Annotated in this window: 16 protein-coding genes and 5 tRNA genes; 8 read left to right on the plus strand and 13 right to left on the minus strand. The window is 63.3% G+C overall.

The annotated features are described in order from the left end of the window. Nucleotides 1-51 precede the first annotated feature (51 nt). Together lplT and thiD are read left to right on the plus strand one after the other, a co-directional pair. A complete protein-coding gene (lplT, locus tag FNZ07_RS24835; RefSeq protein WP_091013927.1) occupies nt 52-1359 on the plus strand; it encodes a lysophospholipid transporter LplT in 1308 nt (435 codons plus the stop codon). Nucleotides 1360-1456: 97 nt separating this feature from the next. After that, complete coding sequence (gene thiD, locus FNZ07_RS24840) at nt 1457-2263, plus strand: bifunctional hydroxymethylpyrimidine kinase/phosphomethylpyrimidine kinase (protein WP_091013932.1); 807 nt, start codon at nt 1457-1459, stop codon at nt 2261-2263. Nucleotides 2264-2363: 100 nt separating this feature from the next. Here thiD and FNZ07_RS24845 read toward each other — a convergent pair whose 3' ends face one another. Genes FNZ07_RS24845 through tsaB form a run of 4 tightly spaced genes read right to left on the minus strand, consistent with a single transcriptional unit; the run spans nt 2364 to nt 5800 of the window. Next, nucleotides 2364-3431, minus strand: coding sequence for a DUF1853 family protein (locus FNZ07_RS24845; RefSeq protein WP_407670680.1), 1068 nt, complete (start codon nt 3429-3431; stop codon nt 2364-2366). After that, entirely contained in the window at nt 3428-4483 is a 1056-nt protein-coding gene (locus FNZ07_RS24850) for a uracil-DNA glycosylase (RefSeq protein ID WP_091013936.1), read from the minus strand. The genes FNZ07_RS24845 and FNZ07_RS24850 overlap by 4 nt, the downstream gene beginning before the upstream one ends. Continuing rightward, nucleotides 4470-4964 (minus strand): ribosomal protein S18-alanine N-acetyltransferase, encoded by a 495-nt coding sequence (rimI, locus tag FNZ07_RS24855; protein WP_091013940.1) that lies wholly within the window; start codon nt 4962-4964, stop codon nt 4470-4472. Before rimI ends, FNZ07_RS24850 begins: the two co-directional genes overlap by 14 nt. Further along, complete coding sequence (tsaB, locus tag FNZ07_RS24860; RefSeq protein WP_091013943.1) at nt 4961-5800, minus strand: tRNA (adenosine(37)-N6)-threonylcarbamoyltransferase complex dimerization subunit type 1 TsaB; 840 nt, start codon at nt 5798-5800, stop codon at nt 4961-4963. Before tsaB ends, rimI begins: the two co-directional genes overlap by 4 nt. A gap of 152 nt (nt 5801-5952) precedes the next feature. On the opposite strand from tsaB, the gene FNZ07_RS24865 reads away from it, so the two are divergent. The 3 genes from FNZ07_RS24865 to aceA all read left to right on the plus strand — a co-directional run bounded on the left by FNZ07_RS24865 (nt 5953) and on the right by aceA (nt 9938). Beyond that, complete coding sequence (locus FNZ07_RS24865) at nt 5953-6222, plus strand: acyl-CoA-binding protein (RefSeq protein ID WP_091013947.1); 270 nt, start codon at nt 5953-5955, stop codon at nt 6220-6222. Between the two features lie 406 nt (nt 6223-6628). Next, nucleotides 6629-8242 carry a DEAD/DEAH box helicase gene (locus FNZ07_RS24870; RefSeq protein WP_091013950.1) on the plus strand — a complete coding sequence of 538 codons (1614 nt, stop codon included), beginning with the start codon at nt 6629-6631 and terminating at the stop codon, nt 8240-8242. Nucleotides 8243-8633: 391 nt separating this feature from the next. Then, a complete protein-coding gene (gene aceA / locus FNZ07_RS24875; protein ID WP_091013952.1) occupies nt 8634-9938 on the plus strand; it encodes an isocitrate lyase in 1305 nt (434 codons plus the stop codon). Between the two features lie 238 nt (nt 9939-10176). Here aceA and FNZ07_RS24880 read toward each other — a convergent pair whose 3' ends face one another. Together FNZ07_RS24880 and FNZ07_RS24885 are read right to left on the minus strand one after the other, a co-directional pair. Next, the gene (locus tag FNZ07_RS24880) at nt 10177-10611 is read right to left on the minus strand and encodes a universal stress protein (RefSeq protein ID WP_091013955.1); all 435 of its coding nucleotides are present in this window, start codon (nt 10609-10611) and stop codon (nt 10177-10179) included. A gap of 180 nt (nt 10612-10791) precedes the next feature. Further along, nucleotides 10792-11694, minus strand: a complete 903-nt coding sequence (locus FNZ07_RS24885) for a LysR family transcriptional regulator (protein WP_091013957.1) — start codon at nt 11692-11694, stop codon at nt 10792-10794. A 152-nt stretch (nt 11695-11846) separates the two neighbouring features. On the opposite strand from FNZ07_RS24885, the gene FNZ07_RS24890 reads away from it, so the two are divergent. Both FNZ07_RS24890 and aceB read left to right on the plus strand, forming a co-directional pair. Then, nucleotides 11847-12605, plus strand: a complete 759-nt coding sequence (locus tag FNZ07_RS24890) for a haloacid dehalogenase type II (protein ID WP_091013960.1) — start codon at nt 11847-11849, stop codon at nt 12603-12605. Nucleotides 12606-12675: 70 nt separating this feature from the next. Beyond that, a complete protein-coding gene (gene aceB / locus FNZ07_RS24895; RefSeq protein WP_091013964.1) occupies nt 12676-14268 on the plus strand; it encodes a malate synthase A in 1593 nt (530 codons plus the stop codon). Nucleotides 14269-14410: 142 nt separating this feature from the next. Here aceB and FNZ07_RS24900 read toward each other — a convergent pair whose 3' ends face one another. After that, nucleotides 14411-14824 (minus strand): gamma-glutamylcyclotransferase family protein, encoded by a 414-nt coding sequence (locus FNZ07_RS24900; RefSeq protein ID WP_091013966.1) that lies wholly within the window; start codon nt 14822-14824, stop codon nt 14411-14413. A 254-nt stretch (nt 14825-15078) separates the two neighbouring features. Here FNZ07_RS24900 and FNZ07_RS24905 point away from each other — a divergent pair, with 254 nt between their 5' ends. Beyond that, nucleotides 15079-15954 (plus strand): AraC family transcriptional regulator, encoded by an 876-nt coding sequence (locus FNZ07_RS24905; RefSeq protein ID WP_091013969.1) that lies wholly within the window; start codon nt 15079-15081, stop codon nt 15952-15954. 65 nt (nt 15955-16019) lie between these two features. On the opposite strand, the gene FNZ07_RS24910 is transcribed toward FNZ07_RS24905, so the two are convergent. From FNZ07_RS24910 to FNZ07_RS24935, 6 genes are all read right to left on the minus strand, one after another. Continuing rightward, a complete protein-coding gene (locus FNZ07_RS24910; protein WP_091014762.1) occupies nt 16020-16484 on the minus strand; it encodes a GNAT family N-acetyltransferase in 465 nt (154 codons plus the stop codon). A 189-nt stretch (nt 16485-16673) separates the two neighbouring features. After that, nucleotides 16674-16750 (minus strand) — tRNA-Asp (locus FNZ07_RS24915). A 72-nt stretch (nt 16751-16822) separates the two neighbouring features. Next, nucleotides 16823-16898 (minus strand) — tRNA-Glu (locus tag FNZ07_RS24920). Nucleotides 16899-16958: 60 nt separating this feature from the next. Then, a tRNA-Asp gene (locus tag FNZ07_RS24925) sits at nt 16959-17035 on the minus strand. 79 nt (nt 17036-17114) lie between these two features. Continuing rightward, a tRNA-Glu gene (locus FNZ07_RS24930) sits at nt 17115-17190 on the minus strand. A gap of 192 nt (nt 17191-17382) precedes the next feature. Further along, nucleotides 17383-17458: transfer RNA gene (locus FNZ07_RS24935), tRNA-Ala, on the minus strand. Nucleotides 17459-17511 lie beyond the last annotated feature (53 nt).

Here is a 17511-nt window from a genome sequence, read left to right on the forward strand (position 1 = left end):
AGAACACGTGTCCGGGGCGGACGGACCGCAGCGAGGACAGCATCGCATCAGATGAAAAAAGGTTTTTACACCATTATGGCCGCGCAGTTTTTTTCTTCGCTGGCCGACAATGCGCTTCTGATCGCTGCTATTGCACTGCTGAAAGATCTCCACGCCCCGAACTGGATGACGCCGCTGCTCAAGTTGTTCTTTGTGCTGTCGTACGTCGTGCTGGCGGCTTTCGTGGGCGCCTTCGCCGACTCCCGCCCCAAAGGCCGGGTCATGTTCGTGACCAACACGATCAAGGTGCTCGGCTGCATCGTGATGCTGTTCGGTGCGCACCCGCTCATTGCCTACGGCATAGTCGGCTTCGGCGCCGCGGCTTACTCGCCGGCCAAGTACGGCATACTCACCGAACTGCTGCCGCCTGACCGGCTCGTCGCCGCGAACGGCTGGATCGAAGGCACGACCGTCGGCTCGATCATTCTCGGTACCGTGCTTGGCGGTGCGCTGATCAGCCCGCACATCGCGGCGCACGTCATGAAGCACACCCCTGCGAGCATCGGCACGCCGGCCGAAGCCGCGATGCTCGTGATCATCTCCATCTACATCATCGCCGCGCTGTTCAATCTGGGCATTCCCGATACCGGCGCCCGCTACCCGCGCCAGGAGCGCGGGCCAATCAAGCTCATCACCGACTTCGCCGACTGCTTCACGATTCTCTGGCGCGACAAGCTCGGACAGATTTCGCTTGCCGTCACGACGCTCTTCTGGGGCGCGGGCGCGACGTTGCAATTCATCGTGCTGAAGTGGGCCGAAGTATCGCTCGACATGTCGCTGTCGCAGGCTGCGATCTTGCAGGCGGTCGTCGCGGTCGGCGTCGCAGTCGGCGCGATGATCGCCGCAGCCAAGGTGCCGTTGAAGAAGTCGCTCTCGGTGCTGCCGGTCGGCGTCATCATGGGCATCGCCGTGATGCTGATGGCGTTCTATACCAAGCATCTGTTTCCCGAGCACTGGGGCATCTATTTCGGTCGTATGCATGTGCCGGGCTACCTGCTCGTCGCGTATCTGTTCCTGATGGTGGTCGGCGGGCTGTCGGGCTTCTTTGTCGTGCCGATGAACGCGCTGCTGCAACATCGCGGGCACGTGCTGCTGTCGGCGGGACACTCAATCGCGGTGCAGAACTTCAACGAAAACCTCTCGGTGCTCGTCATGCTCTGCCTGTATGCCGTGCTCGTCTGGCTCGACGTGCCGGTCGGGGTCGTGATCGTGCTGTTCGGCACGTTCGTGTGCCTGATGATGTGGGTTGTGATGCGGCGTCACCAGGCGAACCAGCGCGCCTTCGACTCGGTCGCCTTGATCGGCGAAATGCGCCACTGACAGTTCTACATGGCGGTGTGCCGCACGCGCCCTCGCCGCCTTGTAACGCCGCCATAGTGGGCGGTCCGCACCGGCCCTTCTTATTTCACGCTTTCCGATGACACACGCGATTCCCAACGTCCTGACCATCGCCGGCTCGGACTCCGGCGGCGGCGCCGGCATCCAGGCGGATCTCAAGGCATTCTCGGCGCTCGGTGCTTACGGTGCGAGCGTCATCACGGCGCTCACCGCGCAGAATACGCGCGGCGTCACCGCTATTCATACGCCTGATCCGGGCTTCGTCACCGCACAGCTCGATGCCGTGTTCGACGACATCCGCATCGATGCGGTGAAGATCGGCATGCTCGCCAACGCGCAGATTGCGCGCGCCGTTGCCGACGCGCTGCGGCGCTATCGGCCGAAGCACATCGTGCTCGATACGGTGATGATCTCGAAGAGCAACCATGCGCTGCTCGCCGCCGATGCGGTCGCCGCAGTGCGCGACGAACTGCTGCCGCTCGCGAGCCTCGTCACGCCGAATCTGCCGGAAGCGGCGGCATTACTTGGCGAAGCCGCCGTTACCGATGAAGCCGGCATGATTCGCCAGGGCGAAGCATTGCGCGCGCTGGGCGCACAGGCCGTGCTGATGAAGGGCGGCCATCTCGCCGCAGCGGACAGCCCAGACTGGCTGATACAGGAACATGGCACGCTGCGGCTCGGCGGTCCGCGGGTGCCGGTGAAAAACACGCACGGCACCGGTTGCACACTGTCTTCCTCGATCGCGGCACTGGTCGCGCAACGCGACGACCTCGCGAGCGCAGTCGCCGAAGCAAAGGCGTATCTGACGGGGGCACTGCAGGCAAGCGATCAGCTCGATGTCGGCTCCGGCGTTGGGCCGGTGCATCACTTCTATCGGTGGTGGTGAGCGTGTCGCTGTAATCGTGGCGCGCGTGGTTCGATCGACTTCAGTAACGCCCGCCTGATCGTTGCGTTGCCGACGCCTGCGCGCACGCCATCGTTCGCCGTCACTCGCGCGCAAACACCAGCGCACGTGCGGGCCACGTATCCGGCACCACGAAGCCGCGCGAGCGTTCGCACCAGCGCCCAGTTCCATCGACGTCGAAACCCGCCACCATGGTCGGCCCGGTGTGCTGGGTAAGCCGCGGTGCGAGCTGCACCGCGTCGGTCATTTCCGCAACCGCCGGCTCGGTGGGATGATAGCGTCGCGGCGCAAGCCATTCGAGACGCGGCAGCACGCGCCACTTCGGCGCATGCGCAGCGGCAAAAGCAGGCCAGTCGGTGCGTGTTGCCCACCAGCCGCGCAGATGCGCCGGATCGAGTTCGACGGGTTCGTCAGTTACCTCGTCTGTTGCCTCTTCCCCCGCTCCCCGCACGATCGATCTTTCATACGCATCCACCGGCTGATCGGCTTGCTGCCGGTAGAACAACCAGCCCTTGACCAGCATCTGCGCATCCCACGGTCCCACATGCCCTAGCGACGCGAACTCCTCGCGCGCGCTGAGCGGCAACTGATGCCCAAGCAGATGCGCGAGCTTGCGATCGAAGCGGTCCTGCAGGTTCGGGCCGACATAGTCGGCAAGCAATGCGCGACCATCGCCGGCGTGCAGATAGCACTTCACGGCCAGCTCCCAGTGCAGCCGCCGGCCGTCGTTCGTTTCGACGAGAAAATCGCATTCGCCCAGCGTGACACCCGCGCGCCGCAGCGCGATGTTCGCCGCGACGAGCCGCGCGACCGGTCCGTTTTGCAGAAACCATACGAGCAGCGTTTCGGCGTACCGGCCGAGACGTGTGACGTGTGCATCGGCGATCGCGCGATGTAATGTACCTGCGGCACCCGCGGCGCCCGCATCCGCGTCGAGCGCGTGCAACCAGTCGAGCGTCTGCGCCGCCTGAGCGGCCGTGCCCAGCGGTTGCGCGAGCACGCCGACGGGCAGTTGCGCACGCAGCAGCGAGGGACTGTGCAGCAGCCAGGCCAGATCGCGCAGCATCGGATCGGTGAGCATGTCGAACGCATCCGCCCATGCGTCGCGCCGCGCATCGTGACCGGCCACTGGTGCCGGCGTCGCCATCAGTGCTCCGTCGGGTCTGCCGCGCGACCCAGGGTATCGCGCGCGAGACACAGATCGGCCCACGATTTCGCCTTGTCGTGCAGACTGCGCAGCAGATACGCCGGGTGATACGTGACGATGACCGGCACGCCCTCGTACGCATGCACGCGGCCGCGCAGCGACGAGATGCTCGCATCGGTTTTCAACAGGCTCTGCGCGGCGAAACGACCGAGCGCCACGATCAGCTTCGGCTTGACGAGCGCAACCTGGCGCTGCAGATACGGCTCGCAACGCGCGACTTCGTCGGGCTCGGGATTGCGGTTGCCGGGCGGCCGGCACTTGATCACGTTGGCGATGTAGACGTTCTTGTCGCGCGCCAGATCGAGCGAACGCAGCATGTTGTCGAGCAGCTTGCCGGCCTGACCGACAAACGGTTCGCCCTGGCGGTCTTCGTTCTCGCCGGGGGCTTCGCCGACCAGCATCCAGTCGGCCTCGCGATCACCGACGCCGAACACGGTCTTCGTGCGTTTTTCGCAAAGTCGGCAGCGTTCGCATGCAGATACGCGCTCGCTCAAGGCGTCCCAGTCGAGCGTGGCGACTGCGGCTTGCGCCGGTTCTTCCTGACTGGCCTGGTTGGCGTCGCTGGTGCCGGGCTGCTGCTTTCGTTGCTGCGGAGGTGTCGAGGGCAGGTCGTCGAACCAGGCGAAGTCGTCGTCGGGCGGCGGCGGTGCTTCGGCCGAAGCAGCGGGCGTGCTGCGTACGTTGCGGGCGTCCAGCCGGTCCGATGCCTTGTCGGTACTTCGCGTGCTTCCGGTGCTCGCACCGTGCGCCGGCGTGCCTGTCTGCGACTCCACGACCACGGCCGGCCGCCCCGCCTGTGGCTCGATCGTCCCGGCAGATACCGCACGTTCAATCGACGCACTGTCGCGTCGCAACCCGGCAGACGCAGCAGCCTCCGTCGATGCACTATCGCGTCCCATCCCGGCAGACGCAGCAGCCTCCGTCGGCGCACTCCCGCGCCTCACCCACTGGGTCGCGAGCCCGAGTTCTTCCAGCGCGGATTCATGCAGCGCCATCTGCGCCCTCCTCTGCAAACGAAAAACGCATCACGATGGCGTCCTCCCGGCCGCGATGACGCGCCGGATAATAGTTTTTGCGCCGGCCGATCGTCGCAAAGCCGAAGCGCTCGTAGAGCCGGATGGCCCGATGATTCGACGGCCGTACTTCGAGCAGCAAGCCGTCGAGCTTTTCCGTGCGCGTCACACGCACTGCTTCGCGCAGCAACGTAAGTCCCGCCCCCGCGCCTTGCGCAGCCGGCGCAACGCACAGATTCAATAGATGCATCTCGTCGACGACCGGCATCAGCACGCAGTAACCGAGCAGCGTACCGGTGACATGTCGCAGGCAAATGCCGAGGTAGCCGTTGCGCAAGGAATCCTCGAAATTACCGCGGCTCCACGGAAATTCATAGGCGACTTTTTCGATGGCGGCGACTTCGTCCAGATCGCCCTCGGTCATCGGCGAAACGTAGCGGTCCGCGAGCAGCACGCCGCTCATCGCGAGCCCTCGCCTCGCACGGCTTTCGGCTGCGCGCTGACCGATTCAGTAGAGACCGGCACCGCGGTTGCTCCGGCGGCTTGCGCCGCTTTTACCGCCATCCGTTCAACCGTTGTCTGCGCAACCTTGTTGCGCACGTACTCGGGTGCCGCCTGGTCGGCCGGCACGGTGCGCCCGGCGCGAAACGCGCGCAGCGCGGCGAACGCGACCGGCACGGCGTGCGGCAACGCTGCACCGTCGACCACGCGCGCCGCGTCGCGCGCCGGCAAACGCGCGCCGAACACAGCGGCTGCATTCCCTGCGAGCGTGAACGGCGCATCGGGCAGGCCGACCTGACCGGGTGCATCGAGCGACGCTGCGTGTACCGTGCGCCATTCACCCTGCGCTTCGTCCCACGCGTAGTCGGCCCAATAGACCTCGTCCATGCGCGCATCGAGCGCCACGAGCACGCGCGCCGCCGATGGATCGCGCGAACGCGCACTCTCCGCGCAGGCGAGCAAGGTGCTGACCGGCACCACCGGCCGGTCAAGCCCAAACGCGAGGCCCTGCGCGACGCCGGTCGCGGTCCGCAAACCGGTAAACGAGCCCGGCCCGGCACCGAACGCAATCGCATCGCAGGCGGAAAGCGCTAGCCCCGCCTCCTCGAACAGCTCGCGGATAGCCGGCAAAAGCCGCGCACTGGACACAGCACCGGTCGCTTCGTGGCGCACCCAGATGAGCGGATCGGAGGAAGTAGCGGTAACGGTTGAGGTAACAGACGCCGTGAAGGCGGACAGCAACGCGACCGAACAGAATTCGGTCGACGTATCGAGGGCAAGCAGCACAGTTCGAGTCATGGCCGCTATTGTAATGCGGCGCCTTGAATCGCCGGATGCCTGCCGTACCGGCGCGCGGCCCGGCTGGTTTGGAAGAATCGCTCCAGCCGCCGCCGGGCCGCGCTTGTTATGATCGTCGGCCTTATCTTGATTGAAATGCCACGGAGAAATCGATGAGCGACGTCAACGCGCTGTTCGCGCAAGCCCAGGAAGATGTAAAGCAACTGACCGAACGGCCGGGCAACCTGACGCTGCTGCGTCTGTATGCACTGTTCAAGCAGGCCACCGACGGCGACGTGCAAGGCGACAAGCCCGGTTTCACCGATATCGTCGGTAAATACAAATACGACGCGTGGGGCGCGCTGAAAGGCACCTCGCAGGACGCCGCGAAGCAGCAGTACGTCGAAGTGGTCGAGTCCCTGAAGAGCGGCACGGCCACCTGAGACCGCCCGCGGGGCCGCCCAGCCGGCCCATTACTTACGATTTCGCGATAATCTGGCGCAGTGCAGCAAACTCCTTTATAATGCGGCCTGCGCTTCACTTTCTCTGTCTGGCTCGCAGTTGAGCGAATTACCGGACCTGGCCGTGCAGCGCCTAGTTGCGTTTAGCTCCAATCCAGTTTAGAACCTGTCCCCTCCTGCTTAGGCCCTCCGGGCCGTCATGTACCAGGCTGGCGACAATGCCGGAACGGCGTGTCGCATCCGATACAGCTTCTAACGAAAAACTTGCCGTACGCAGGCAAGTTGCCCCGTTTTTTGATTTGCTCGCTGCTTCTTTGCTCGCTGAATCCGACGACTTGGGTATGCCGATTGGCGCCGACGTTTTATTCCCTGTGTTTCAAGGATTCTCATGACTTCGAGCAATAATTCCAGCCCGCTGACCGCCATCGCCAACGAAGCTCTCGGCATCGACGCGCCAGTCGCAGCTGAACTCACCACCCCGGTTGTAGCGCCGATCGCAGCTGAGGCTGTCGCCCCGGCCGCCGTGCCGGAAGGTCCGACGTTCGCTTCGCTCGGCCTGTCGCCGGAAATCGTTTCGGCACTGGTCGCCGCCGGCTACCAGACCCCGACGCCGGTTCAGCAGCGCGCCATTCCCGCCGCAATCGCCGGCCGCGACCTGATGGTCTCGAGCCCGACCGGTTCGGGCAAGACGGCAGCCTTCATGCTGCCCGCCATCGAACGTTTCGCACAGTTGCAAAAAACCCAGGCGGCCCAGCCGCGTGAACCGCGCGACGCAGCAGGCGCCGATCGCCGCACGCGCCGTCCGCAACCGGTCGCCCGTCCGAGCCTGCTGGTCCTTACGCCGACCCGCGAACTCGCGATGCAGGTCACGACCGCCGCTACGACGTACGGCAAGCACCTGAAGCGCCTGCGCACCGTCAGCATTCTCGGCGGTGTCGCCTACGGCCAGCAGTTGATGCTGCTGGCGAAGAACCCCGAAATCCTCGTGGCTACGCCGGGCCGCCTGATCGATCACCTGGAACGCGGCCGCATCGATCTGTCGCAACTGCAGATCCTCGTGCTCGACGAAGCCGACCGCATGCTCGACATGGGCTTCATCGAAGACATCGAAACGATCGTCGCCGCCACGCCGGCGTCGCGTCAGACCATGTTGTTCTCGGCCACGCTCGACGGCAAGATCACCTCGCTGACCAGCCGTCTGCTGAAGAACCCGGAACGTATCGAGATCGTCCAGCGTCTGGAATCGGCCACGAACATTGCGCAAACCGTGCATTACGTGGACGACCGCGATCACAAGGATCGTCTGCTCGATCACCTGCTGCGCGCTGAAGGTCTTGACCAGGCCATCGTATTCACGGCCACCAAGAGCGAAGCCGACCAGCTGGCGGGACGCCTCGCCGACGCCGGTTTCGAATCGGCGGCACTGCATGGCGATCTGCCGCAAGGCGCACGTAACCGCACGATCCGCGCGCTGCGCGAACGCCGTGTCCGCGTGCTGGTCGCCACCGATGTGGCAGCTCGCGGGATCGACATCCCCGGCATCACGCACGTGTTCAACTACGATCTGCCGAAGTTCGCTGAAGACTACGTGCACCGTATCGGCCGTACCGGCCGTGCGGGTCGCTCGGGCATCGCCGTGAGCCTCGTGCATCACGCTGAACAGGGCGCGCTAAAGCGCATCGAGCGTTTCGTGCGCACGACGCTGGCCGTCAATGTCATCGTCGGGTTCGAACCGCGCAAGTCGGCTCCGGCCGGCGGTGGCCGCCCCGGCTTTGGCGGCCGTGGTCGTCCGGGCGGCAGCACCAATGGCAGCGGTCGTCGTTTCGGTAGTGGCAGCAGCAAGCCGGCTGGCAGCACCGCCGGTGCACGCACCGGTAGCGGCAACAGCTGGGGCAGCAAGCCGTCGGGCAGCGGCTCGCGCGAAGGCTATGGCGGCTCGCGTGACGGCGGCTACGGCGCACGCCGCAGCGACGGTCCGCGCACCGCACGGCGCGGCAGCTAAGCAGTCTCTAGCGGGTTAGCGCGACGACAACCTACCGCCGTCGCGCCCCTGCTAAAAGAAGAACCGGTGCTCCTGCGCCGGTTTTTTTTCGCCTCCGCGTGAATTTCACAATGTGGAAAATTTTTTTGATCCGTGAAAAATCGTGTTGCGTGGCACAAGAGGGGCGATTGCGAGATGGAAAATGTCTTTTCTCAATGTGAAATAAAATTCATAACACATTGATTTATCTCGATTAAAAATGCGCGAAAAAGCGCTTCCTGGCGCTGTCCCGGATCAGGTGATTTGCCTAGACTCTTATATAAGACTTCACGAAACAAAACGCCCTCAGCGCCACTGCTTTGTAGAAGACAGCAACCACCGATCCACTTTCAACCCGATCCAGGAGCGCACCATGTCACGTCAAGAGCAAGCCAAGCAACTCCAGCAGCAGTGGGATACCGATCCGCGCTGGAAAGGTATCAAGCGCACCTATACAGCCGAAGACGTGGTGCGTCTGCGCGGCTCGGTGCCCGTCGAGCACACGCTCGCCAAGCGCGGCGCGGAAAAGCTGTGGGAGTTGGTGAACACCGAGCCGTTCGTCAACTCGCTCGGTGCGCTGACCGGCAACCAGGCCATGCAGCAGGTCAAGGCCGGCCTGAAGGCCATCTATCTGTCGGGCTGGCAGGTGGCGGGCGACGCGAATGTCGCCGGCGAAATGTATCCGGACCAGTCGCTGTATCCGGCGAACTCGGTGCCGCTCGTCGTGAAGCGCATCAACAACACGCTGACGCGTGCCGACCAGATTCAATGGTCCGAAGGCAAGAACCCCGGCGATGAAGGCTACGTCGACTTCTTCGCACCGATCGTCGCAGATGCGGAAGCCGGCTTCGGCGGTGTGCTGAACGCGTTCGAACTGATGAAGGCGATGATCGAATCGGGCGCCTCGGGCGTGCACTTCGAAGACCAGCTCGCGTCGGTGAAGAAATGTGGCCACATGGGCGGCAAGGTGCTCGTGCCGACCCGCGAAAACGTTGCGAAGCTGACCGCTGCGCGTCTCGCCGCCGATGTGTCCGGCACACCGACCGTACTGCTCGCCCGTACCGATGCAGAAGCCGCCGACCTCGTTACTTCGGACATCGACGACAACGACAAGCCGTTCCTGACCGGCGAACGCACCGTGGAAGGTTTCTACCGCACGCGTCCGGGTCTCGAACAGGCGATTTCGCGTGGCCTCGCCTACGCGCCGTACGCCGACATGATCTGGTGCGAAACCGGCAAGCCGGACCTCGAATTCGCGAAGAAATTCGCCGATGCGATCCACAAGCAGTTCCCGGACAAGCTGCTCTCGTACAACTGCTCGCCGTCGTTCAACTGGAAGAAGAACCTCGATGACGCGACAATTGCCAAGTTCCAGAAGGAACTCGGTGCGATGGGCTACAAGTTCCAGTTCATCACGCTGGCCGGCTTCCATGCGCTGAACTATTCGATGTTCAACCTCGCGCACGGCTATGCCCGCAATCAGATGACCGCGTTCGTCGAAATGCAGCAGGCCGAATTCGCGGCCGCCGAAAAGGGCTTCACCGCCGTGAAGCATCAGCGCGAAGTCGGCACGGGCTACTTCGACGCGGTGACGCAGACGGTCGAGCGCGACGCATCGACGACCGCACTGCACGGCTCGACGGAAGACGAACAGTTCTTCGACAAGAAGGTCGCCTGACGCGCTTCGTCGTTCAGAAAACGACAGGACGCGACAAGGCACTGCATGAGCGGCCTCGCAGAAGGCCGCCGTCAGGGAGGGTGATGGCCCCGTACCACGGGTGCCGTCACGGAATCTGGGAGGAGACGGTACGACACAACGTGCCGTGACTGAGGAAGCGCGCGCTGGCGGCAACGTCGGCGCGCACCCTCGCCTTCACTTCAAACCGGGCACGCATCATTCACACGCCCGCTCATCGTCATCGATACACAATCACCGGAATCTTCGTATGCGTGAGCACCCGCTGGGTCTCGCTGCCGATCAGCAGGCTGCCGAGGCCGCGCCGCCCGTGCGACGCCATGAAGATGACATCGCAACCGCCCTGCTCGGCTGCTTCGATGATGCCGAGATACGGCGACGGATGCACACTGGTCTGACTGCTGAACGATACGCCCGCTTCGCGCGCGGCCGTTTCGATCTCCTGCAGATGCAGGCGCGCCTCGCGCTCGCTGCGTTCCTGAAAATCGAACGGTGGCTCGATCACGACATCGGAAAACGGCGAGTACGGATATTGCGGCAGACACGCGTACGCAGTGACGCGTGCGCCGACAGTACGCGCGAGATCGATGGCGCCGTCGATGGCCTTTTTCGACAGCTCCGAACCGTCGGTCGGAACCAGGATGTGCGTGAACATGATGCCCTCCGTGGCCGGCTGGGACGACAGCCTGCCCGCGACGACCGTCGCGCCAGGGTCGGGGTGCGGATGCAGCCCCTTGTTCCTGATTGTAGTGCGCAGGAACGGATTGCAACTTTCTGCGGCAAACGCCCGGCATCGGCACAAACCTGCGGGCGGCCTCTACAGGAATGCCCTGTGTCAGTCCCAGTAGGTCGAATTGCCGTAGGTATGTTTCAAAAAATCGAGGAAGAGTCGCACGCGCAGCGGCAAATGACGGCGCTGCGGAAACACGGCGTGGATGCCGATCGGCGGTGCGGCGAATTCGTCGAGCACGCTAACCAGCCGCCCCGCCGCAATATCGCCACCGACTTCCCACCACGAACGCCACGCCAGACCGTGACCTTCGAGACACCATTCGTGCAGCACCGCGCCGTCCGAACACTCCATCGTGCCGGACACCTTGATCGAGACGACCTTGCCGTCCTGCTCGAAAGTCCAGCCGCGCTGCTGATTGGCGCTCGCGCCGAGCGCGAGGCAATTGTGGTGCGCGAGATCGGCGAGCGTGCGCGGCGCGCCGCGGCGCGCCAGATAGGCCGGCGACGCGACGCACACGCGCCGGTTCTCGCCGAGCCGCAGCGACACCAGCGACGAATCGGGCAACTCGCCCAGCCGCACCGCGCAATCGAAACCCTCGTTGACGAGATCGACCATCCGGTCGGACAGATCGAGCGTGATCGATACGTCGGGATGCGCGACTGTGAAGGCCGGCACCAGCGGCGCGACGTGCCGCCGGCCGAAACCCGCCGGTGCGGAAACACGCAGATGACCGCTCGCCTTCACGCCGCCCGCCGAGACACTGGCTTCGGCGTTCTGCATGTCGTGAATGACGCGCTGGCAGTCTTCGAGGAACGCGGAGCCTTCGAACGTGAGCGTGATACGACGCGTCGTGCGCACCAGCAGCTTCACGCCGAGCCGCTCTTCGAGCGCGTCGATGCGGCGCCCGATGATGGCCGGCGCGACACCCTCGGCCTGCGCAGCCGCCGACAGGCTGCCGCGCGCCGCAACGGTCACGAAAGTTTCGATCTGCTTGAAGCGGTCCATGGGGGAAGCGAACCCGGGCGGGCACGCGATTATCGATCTGCGCGTCAGATTAGGTGTGTAAAAGTAAAAGATCAAGTGATGTTTAGGGTCTTTTTTAGCGCCAACGATCACTAATACAATCCGTCTTGACCTCTAATACGGAGTGCACGGCTATGTCGGCCATAACGACACCTCTCCCCAAGGCAGTGATCTTCGACGCGTACGGCACGTTGTTCGACGTGCATTCGGTCGTGGCCGCGGCGGAGCAGATGTTTCCGGGCCACGGCGACGCACTCTCGCAGTTGTGGCGGCAAAAACAGATCGAATACACGCAGTTGCGCACGCTCGCCGATCCGGCCGGCACGCACTACGAGCCGTTCTGGAACATCACGCTCGATGCGCTGCGTTACGCGGCACGTAGGCTCAGCCTCACGCTCAATAGCGCGGCGGAAAAGCGCCTGATGGACGAATACGCGTGTCTGTCCGCGTTTCCCGACACCGTACCGGTGCTGCGCCGCCTGCGAGCGCTACCGGCGCTCGGACTCGCGATCCTGTCCAACGGCAATCCGCAGATGCTCGACATCGCTATCAAGAGCGCCGGCATGACGGGCCTGTTCGATCGCGTGCTATCCGTCGATACCGTGCGCGCCTACAAGCCGGCACCGGCCGCCTATGCGCTCGGCACCGATGCGTTCGCGGCAAACGCGCGAGAGATCGTGTTCGTCTCGTCGAACGGCTGGGATGCTACCGGCGCGAACTGGTTCGGCTATACGACGTTCTGGCTCAATCGCCAGCGGCTGCCGGCCGAAGAACTCGGCGTCATGCCGCACGGCACCGGCGGCGGCATGGCCGAGCTGTTCGATTTTCTGGAAACGCTCGCGTCATCATCAGGCAAAACTTCCGACCGCACACGCCACAGCCATGGCGCGTGAGACTCCCACCACCGACACTCAACGACGCATTCATTCACATCTTTGCAATCTGACCGACCAAGGAGAAATCATGGCGAACACCCTCTCGCTGCCGCAAGGCGTGCAAATCACCTCTGACATCGCGCCCGGCTTCGAAACGATCCTGACCACCGAAGCCCTCGAACTCGTCGCGAAGCTGCATCGCGCGTTTGAACCGCGCCGCCAGGAACTACTGAAGCTGCGCGTCGAGCGCACGAAGCGCCTCGACGCCGGCGAGCGTCCCGACTTCCTCGCTGACACGAAGAGCGTGCGCGACGCCGAGTGGACGATCGCGCCGCTGCCGCAAGCACTCGAGTGTCGACGCGTCGAGATCACGGGTCCGGTCGAACGCAAGATGATCATCAATGCGCTGAACTCGGGTGCCGATTCGTACATGACCGATTTCGAGGATTCCAACACGCCGAACTGGGACAACCAGATCACGGGTCAGCTGAATCTGAAGGAAGCGGTACGCGGCACGATTTCGCTCGAGCAGAACGGCAAGTCGTACAAGCTCAACGACAAGGTCGCCACACTGATCGTGCGGCCGCGCGGCTGGCATCTCGACGAAAAGCACGTGACCGTCGACGGTCAACGTGTCTCGGGCGGCGTGTTCGATTTCGCGCTGTTCCTGTTCCACAACGCGAAGGAACAGCTCGCGCGCGGTGCAGGCCCATACTTCTATCTGCCGAAGCTCGAGAGCCATCTTGAAGCGCGTCTGTGGAACGACGTGTTCATCGCTGCGCAGGAAACGGTCGGCATTCCGCGCGGCACGATCCGCGCAACGGTGCTGATCGAAACGATCCTCGCCGCCTTCGAAATGGACGAGATCCTGTACGAACTGCGCGAGCACAGCTCCGGGCTGAATGCCGGCCGCTGGGACTACATCTTCTCCGCGATCAAGAAGTTCAAGAACGACAAGGATTTCTGCCTCGCGGACCGCGCGCAGATCACGATGACCGTGCCGTTCATGCGCGCCTACGCGCTGCAATTGCTGAAGACCTGCCATCGCCGCAATGCGCCGGCTATCGGCGGTATGAGCGCGCTGATTCCGATCAAGAACGATCCGGCAGCCAACGATAAGGCCATGGGCGGCGTGCGCTCGGACAAGGCACGCGACGCCGGCGACGGTTACGACGGCGGCTGGGTCGCTCACCCGGGGCTCGTACCGATCGCGATGGAAGAGTTCGTCAAGGTGCTCGGCGACAAGCCGAACCAGATCGCCAAGCAACGCGGCGACGTGCAGGTGAGCCCGGCCGATCTGCTCGACTTCCGCCCCGAAGCACCGATCACCGAAACGGGTCTGCGCAACAACATCAATGTCGGTATCCACTACCTGGGTTCGTGGCTCACGGGCAATGGCTGCGTGCCGATCCACAACCTGATGGAAGATGCCGCGACCGCCGAGATCTCGCGCTCGCAAGTGTGGCAATGGATCCGCTCATCGAAGGGCACGCTCGACGATGGCCGCAAGGTCACCGCAGCACTGGTCGGCGATCTGATCCAGCAGGAGCTTGCGAAGGTGAAGCAGGCGGTGGGCGGCGATACACAGCCGTATGAACGTGCTGCGCAGATCTTCGAACAGATGTCGACGTCGGAACAGTTCACCGAATTCCTGACGCTGCCGCTGTACGAGGAAATCTGAGCGACCTGTTGTAGCGTTCCGGCACGCCCGAGCCGGAATGACGCTCAATAAAAGACCCGGCAAGCGCATGCTGCTTGCCGGGTCTTTTCATTTGCGAGACCGCGTGTGCCTGTGCGTGTATTCCGCCAGACAGCGCGTCGTACTATCTTGCCGCGTGGTTCGCGCGGCGATGCTCGACCCAGTCGCCCGAAGCGATTTCCGGCAGTCCCTGCACCGCATGTTCGGCTACCGGATAGGCGAGACACTGTATCGCGGTACCGTCGACGTGAACGGTCATCTGATGCGCCCTGAACAGGCCCTCGACACCCGGATAGACCGCTTCGATTTCATCGAGCACCGCGACGAGCCTGTCGTCGATCTCGTACACATCGCCCTTAACGGCGACACCCGCTGCGTCCACCACCAGACCGGGATACAACCCGAAGTCGAACAGACGCCCGCGCACGGACGCCGTGCCAAGCAGCGTAGGTGCCGCGATGTCGTGCCGCGCCGCAGCCGCGCTGATGTCGTTGACCTGGCCGGCCCGCAACGTGCCATAAACAAAAACGTTCTGCATTTCCCTCAGCGTCCTCTTGATTCTTGATGAATGAATGACGAAGCGTCGCGTGATGTGTGCGATGCGCCTGCAACCCGCACTCCGTCGAAGTTCGCACAGATTATGCCTCGCCGGATACAGTGCGCGTCAATCCTGGCCGAATGGTCAGGCGGTATTTCCGCACGACCGGACAGGCGCGTCGAAGGCTCCTACAATGGCAAGCGGAGTCCGCATCGTTGCGCAGCAGTCCAGCGAGACCTCACCACTACGAACTCATGAGCCCGACCAGCGCCGCACCCTTATCCACCCGGGTCCACTTCGCCGACATTCCTCCGGAATTCGCGCCGACGCCGACCCATCCGATCCGTGTCCGTTCGCGACCCGTGAAGGCCGGTGTGCGCATCGCGCGTCATACGCATGCGTGGGCGCAGGTTGCCTATACGTCGCGCGGTGTACTGCGCATAGGTACCGCAGGCACCACGTGGATGGTGCCGCCGTCACGCGCGATCTGGGTGCCGCCGCATGTGCTGCACGACGTGGCGGTCGTCGAGGATGCGTTCATGCGCACGCTGTACGTCAGCGAAACTGTCGTGCCGCCTGGGCTCGATACCTGCCGTGTGGTCGAGGTGTCGGGACTGCTGCGTGAAGTCATCGCGGCACTCGATACGCCCGGTCTGTCGCCCGCGCGCGAACAACTACTCGGCGCACTCGCGCTCGATGAACTGACGCGCTCCGAACCGCTGCCGCTGTCGGTGCCGATGCCCAACGAGAAACGTCTGCGCGCGCTGTGCGAAGCGGTGCTCGCCGATCCCGCGAATACCGATTCGCTGGAGAACTGGGCGCTGACGGTCGGTGCGAGTACGCGCACGATCGCGCGGCTCTTTCGTCAGGAACTGGGCGTGAGTTTTTCGCAATGGCGCCAGCAGGCAGTGCTCGCACGCGCGATTCCGCTGCTCAGCCAAGGAAGGCCGCTGTCGCATGTCGCGCAGGAACTGGGCTATCAGAGTCAAAGCGCGTTTTCCGCGATGTTTCGGCGAGCATTCGGTGAAAGCCCGCGCGCATTCTTCGAGCGGGGTGCGGAACATCGAGGTGCGTTCGATAGCATCATCGATGAGGATTTCGCCGACCCGACGCATGGCGTCGAACGATGAACGCGTTGAATGTACGGCTGCGGGTGTAACGCAACTCGATACGATGTGACGTGCGCGGAGCGCAGTCACACGCGCCGCGCCATGTGCCGGATCGCACCCAGCTGCGCAAGACGCGGACCAGCGAGCCGATACCCCATGCGTTGATAAAGTTGCGCGGCAGGATTATCGACGAACACGCGCAGCTGCAATTCCTTGAGCCCACGCGCCCGCGCCCAGCGATGCGACATATCGAGCAGATACGTGCCCGCTCCCTGGCCGCGGTGCCCTTCGGCAATCTGGACGTCGCGGATATGCAGCGAGTCGCCCTCCTCGGTGACCCGCAGCACACCGACCGCTTCGCCGTCCGACTCGAGAATGAAGTTTTCCGATTCGCGCCAACTAACGAGAAACAGATCGCCGCGCCACACCAGGTGATGCCGTCGGTAGTAGCCGCTCATATTGTTGCGGGTCAACGCTTCGGCGAACTCGAAGTCGTCGATGCTGGCTTTGCGCAACTGGAAATGGAACCGGGCGGCAGTTGGATCGAACATGGCGCAACGCATGAGAGGATCGTCGCACAACGGTAAGACACGTCGCACACGCTGGCAATGGCTGTTTCTCCTGAGCGCAACGCACGGCGAGGTGCTGCGCAGAGGCTCACACGACCAGCCGCAGCGAGAGCCGGCACGCCCAAAATGAAAAAAGCCAGTTCAGCGAACTGAACGGGCTTTTCTCTCTTCTGGCGGAGCGGACGGGACTCGAACCCGCGACCCCCGGCGTGACAGGCCGGTATTCTAACCAACTGAACTACCGCTCCATTTCTGCATGGCCTGCGAGCATCGAACCTGCCCGCGAGCCGCACCGCGGGTCATCCCCACGATGCAATATCTGGCGTCCCCTAGGGGATTCGAACCCCTGTACTCACCGTGAAAGGGTGATGTCCTAGGCCTCTAGACGAAGGGGACAACGTACGCTTACACCTTTAATGAAAAAGCCCGCTCAAGCGTACCTGAACGGGCTTCGTCTGGCGGAGTGGACGGGACTCGAACCCGCGACCCCCGGCGTGACAGGCCGGTATTCTAACCAACTGAACTACCACTCCAATCTTTGCATCGTAGCCTGCGAGAGCCGGCCGACTCTGCACAAACCGCACCGCCGTCGTTCTACGCGATGCCGATGTCTGGCGTCCCCTAGGGGATTCGAACCCCTGTACTCACCGTGAAAGGGTGATGTCCTAGGCCTCTAGACGAAGGGGACATGATCTTTTCAGATATGTCACGCGGCTCACCTGCTTTTGCCGCGATTTTCTGCACTTTACTACCAGCTTCCTGCAATTTGCTGTTAATTTTCGCCAACAGCAAAGAACGATATTGTAACTGGCTTACCGCTGCTTGTGAAGTCCTTTTTACTACAGACTGCGTGCTTCCTGAGGACTTTCACATGTTCTGGTGGTGGAGGTAAGCGGGATCGAACCGCTGACCTCTTGCATGCCATGCAAGCGCTCTCCCAGCTGAGCTATACCCCCTTGCAGAACAGAAGCGAGATTGTAGATAGAGAATCGTGTGTTGTAAATACCTT

Source organism: Paraburkholderia megapolitana (genome assembly GCF_007556815.1).
Taxonomy (GTDB): domain Bacteria; phylum Pseudomonadota; class Gammaproteobacteria; order Burkholderiales; family Burkholderiaceae; genus Paraburkholderia; species Paraburkholderia megapolitana.

Excerpts from the sequence above, each read along its gene's own strand:
- FNZ07_RS24905 (WP_091013969.1), top strand. The coding sequence starts at position 15,079 with ATGAGCCCGACCAGCGCCGCACCCTTATCCACCCGGGTCCACTTCGCC.
- FNZ07_RS24870 (WP_091013950.1), top strand. The coding sequence starts at position 6,629 with ATGACTTCGAGCAATAATTCCAGCCCGCTGACCGCCATCGCCAACGAA.
- tsaB (WP_091013943.1), bottom strand. The coding sequence starts at position 5,800 with ATGACTCGAACTGTGCTGCTTGCCCTCGATACGTCGACCGAATTCTGT.
- FNZ07_RS24850 (WP_091013936.1), bottom strand. The coding sequence starts at position 4,483 with ATGGCGCTGCATGAATCCGCGCTGGAAGAACTCGGGCTCGCGACCCAG.
- thiD (WP_091013932.1), top strand. The coding sequence starts at position 1,457 with ATGACACACGCGATTCCCAACGTCCTGACCATCGCCGGCTCGGACTCC.
- aceB (WP_091013964.1), top strand. The coding sequence starts at position 12,676 with ATGGCGAACACCCTCTCGCTGCCGCAAGGCGTGCAAATCACCTCTGAC.
- FNZ07_RS24885 (WP_091013957.1), bottom strand. The coding sequence starts at position 11,694 with ATGGACCGCTTCAAGCAGATCGAAACTTTCGTGACCGTTGCGGCGCGC.
- aceA (WP_091013952.1), top strand. The coding sequence starts at position 8,634 with ATGTCACGTCAAGAGCAAGCCAAGCAACTCCAGCAGCAGTGGGATACC.
- lplT (WP_091013927.1), top strand. The coding sequence starts at position 52 with ATGAAAAAAGGTTTTTACACCATTATGGCCGCGCAGTTTTTTTCTTCG.
- FNZ07_RS24865 (WP_091013947.1), top strand. The coding sequence starts at position 5,953 with ATGAGCGACGTCAACGCGCTGTTCGCGCAAGCCCAGGAAGATGTAAAG.
- rimI (WP_091013940.1), bottom strand. The coding sequence starts at position 4,964 with ATGAGCGGCGTGCTGCTCGCGGACCGCTACGTTTCGCCGATGACCGAG.
- FNZ07_RS24890 (WP_091013960.1), top strand. The coding sequence starts at position 11,847 with ATGTCGGCCATAACGACACCTCTCCCCAAGGCAGTGATCTTCGACGCG.
- FNZ07_RS24880 (WP_091013955.1), bottom strand. The coding sequence starts at position 10,611 with ATGTTCACGCACATCCTGGTTCCGACCGACGGTTCGGAGCTGTCGAAA.
- FNZ07_RS24900 (WP_091013966.1), bottom strand. The coding sequence starts at position 14,824 with ATGCAGAACGTTTTTGTTTATGGCACGTTGCGGGCCGGCCAGGTCAAC.
- FNZ07_RS24910 (WP_091014762.1), bottom strand. The coding sequence starts at position 16,484 with ATGTTCGATCCAACTGCCGCCCGGTTCCATTTCCAGTTGCGCAAAGCC.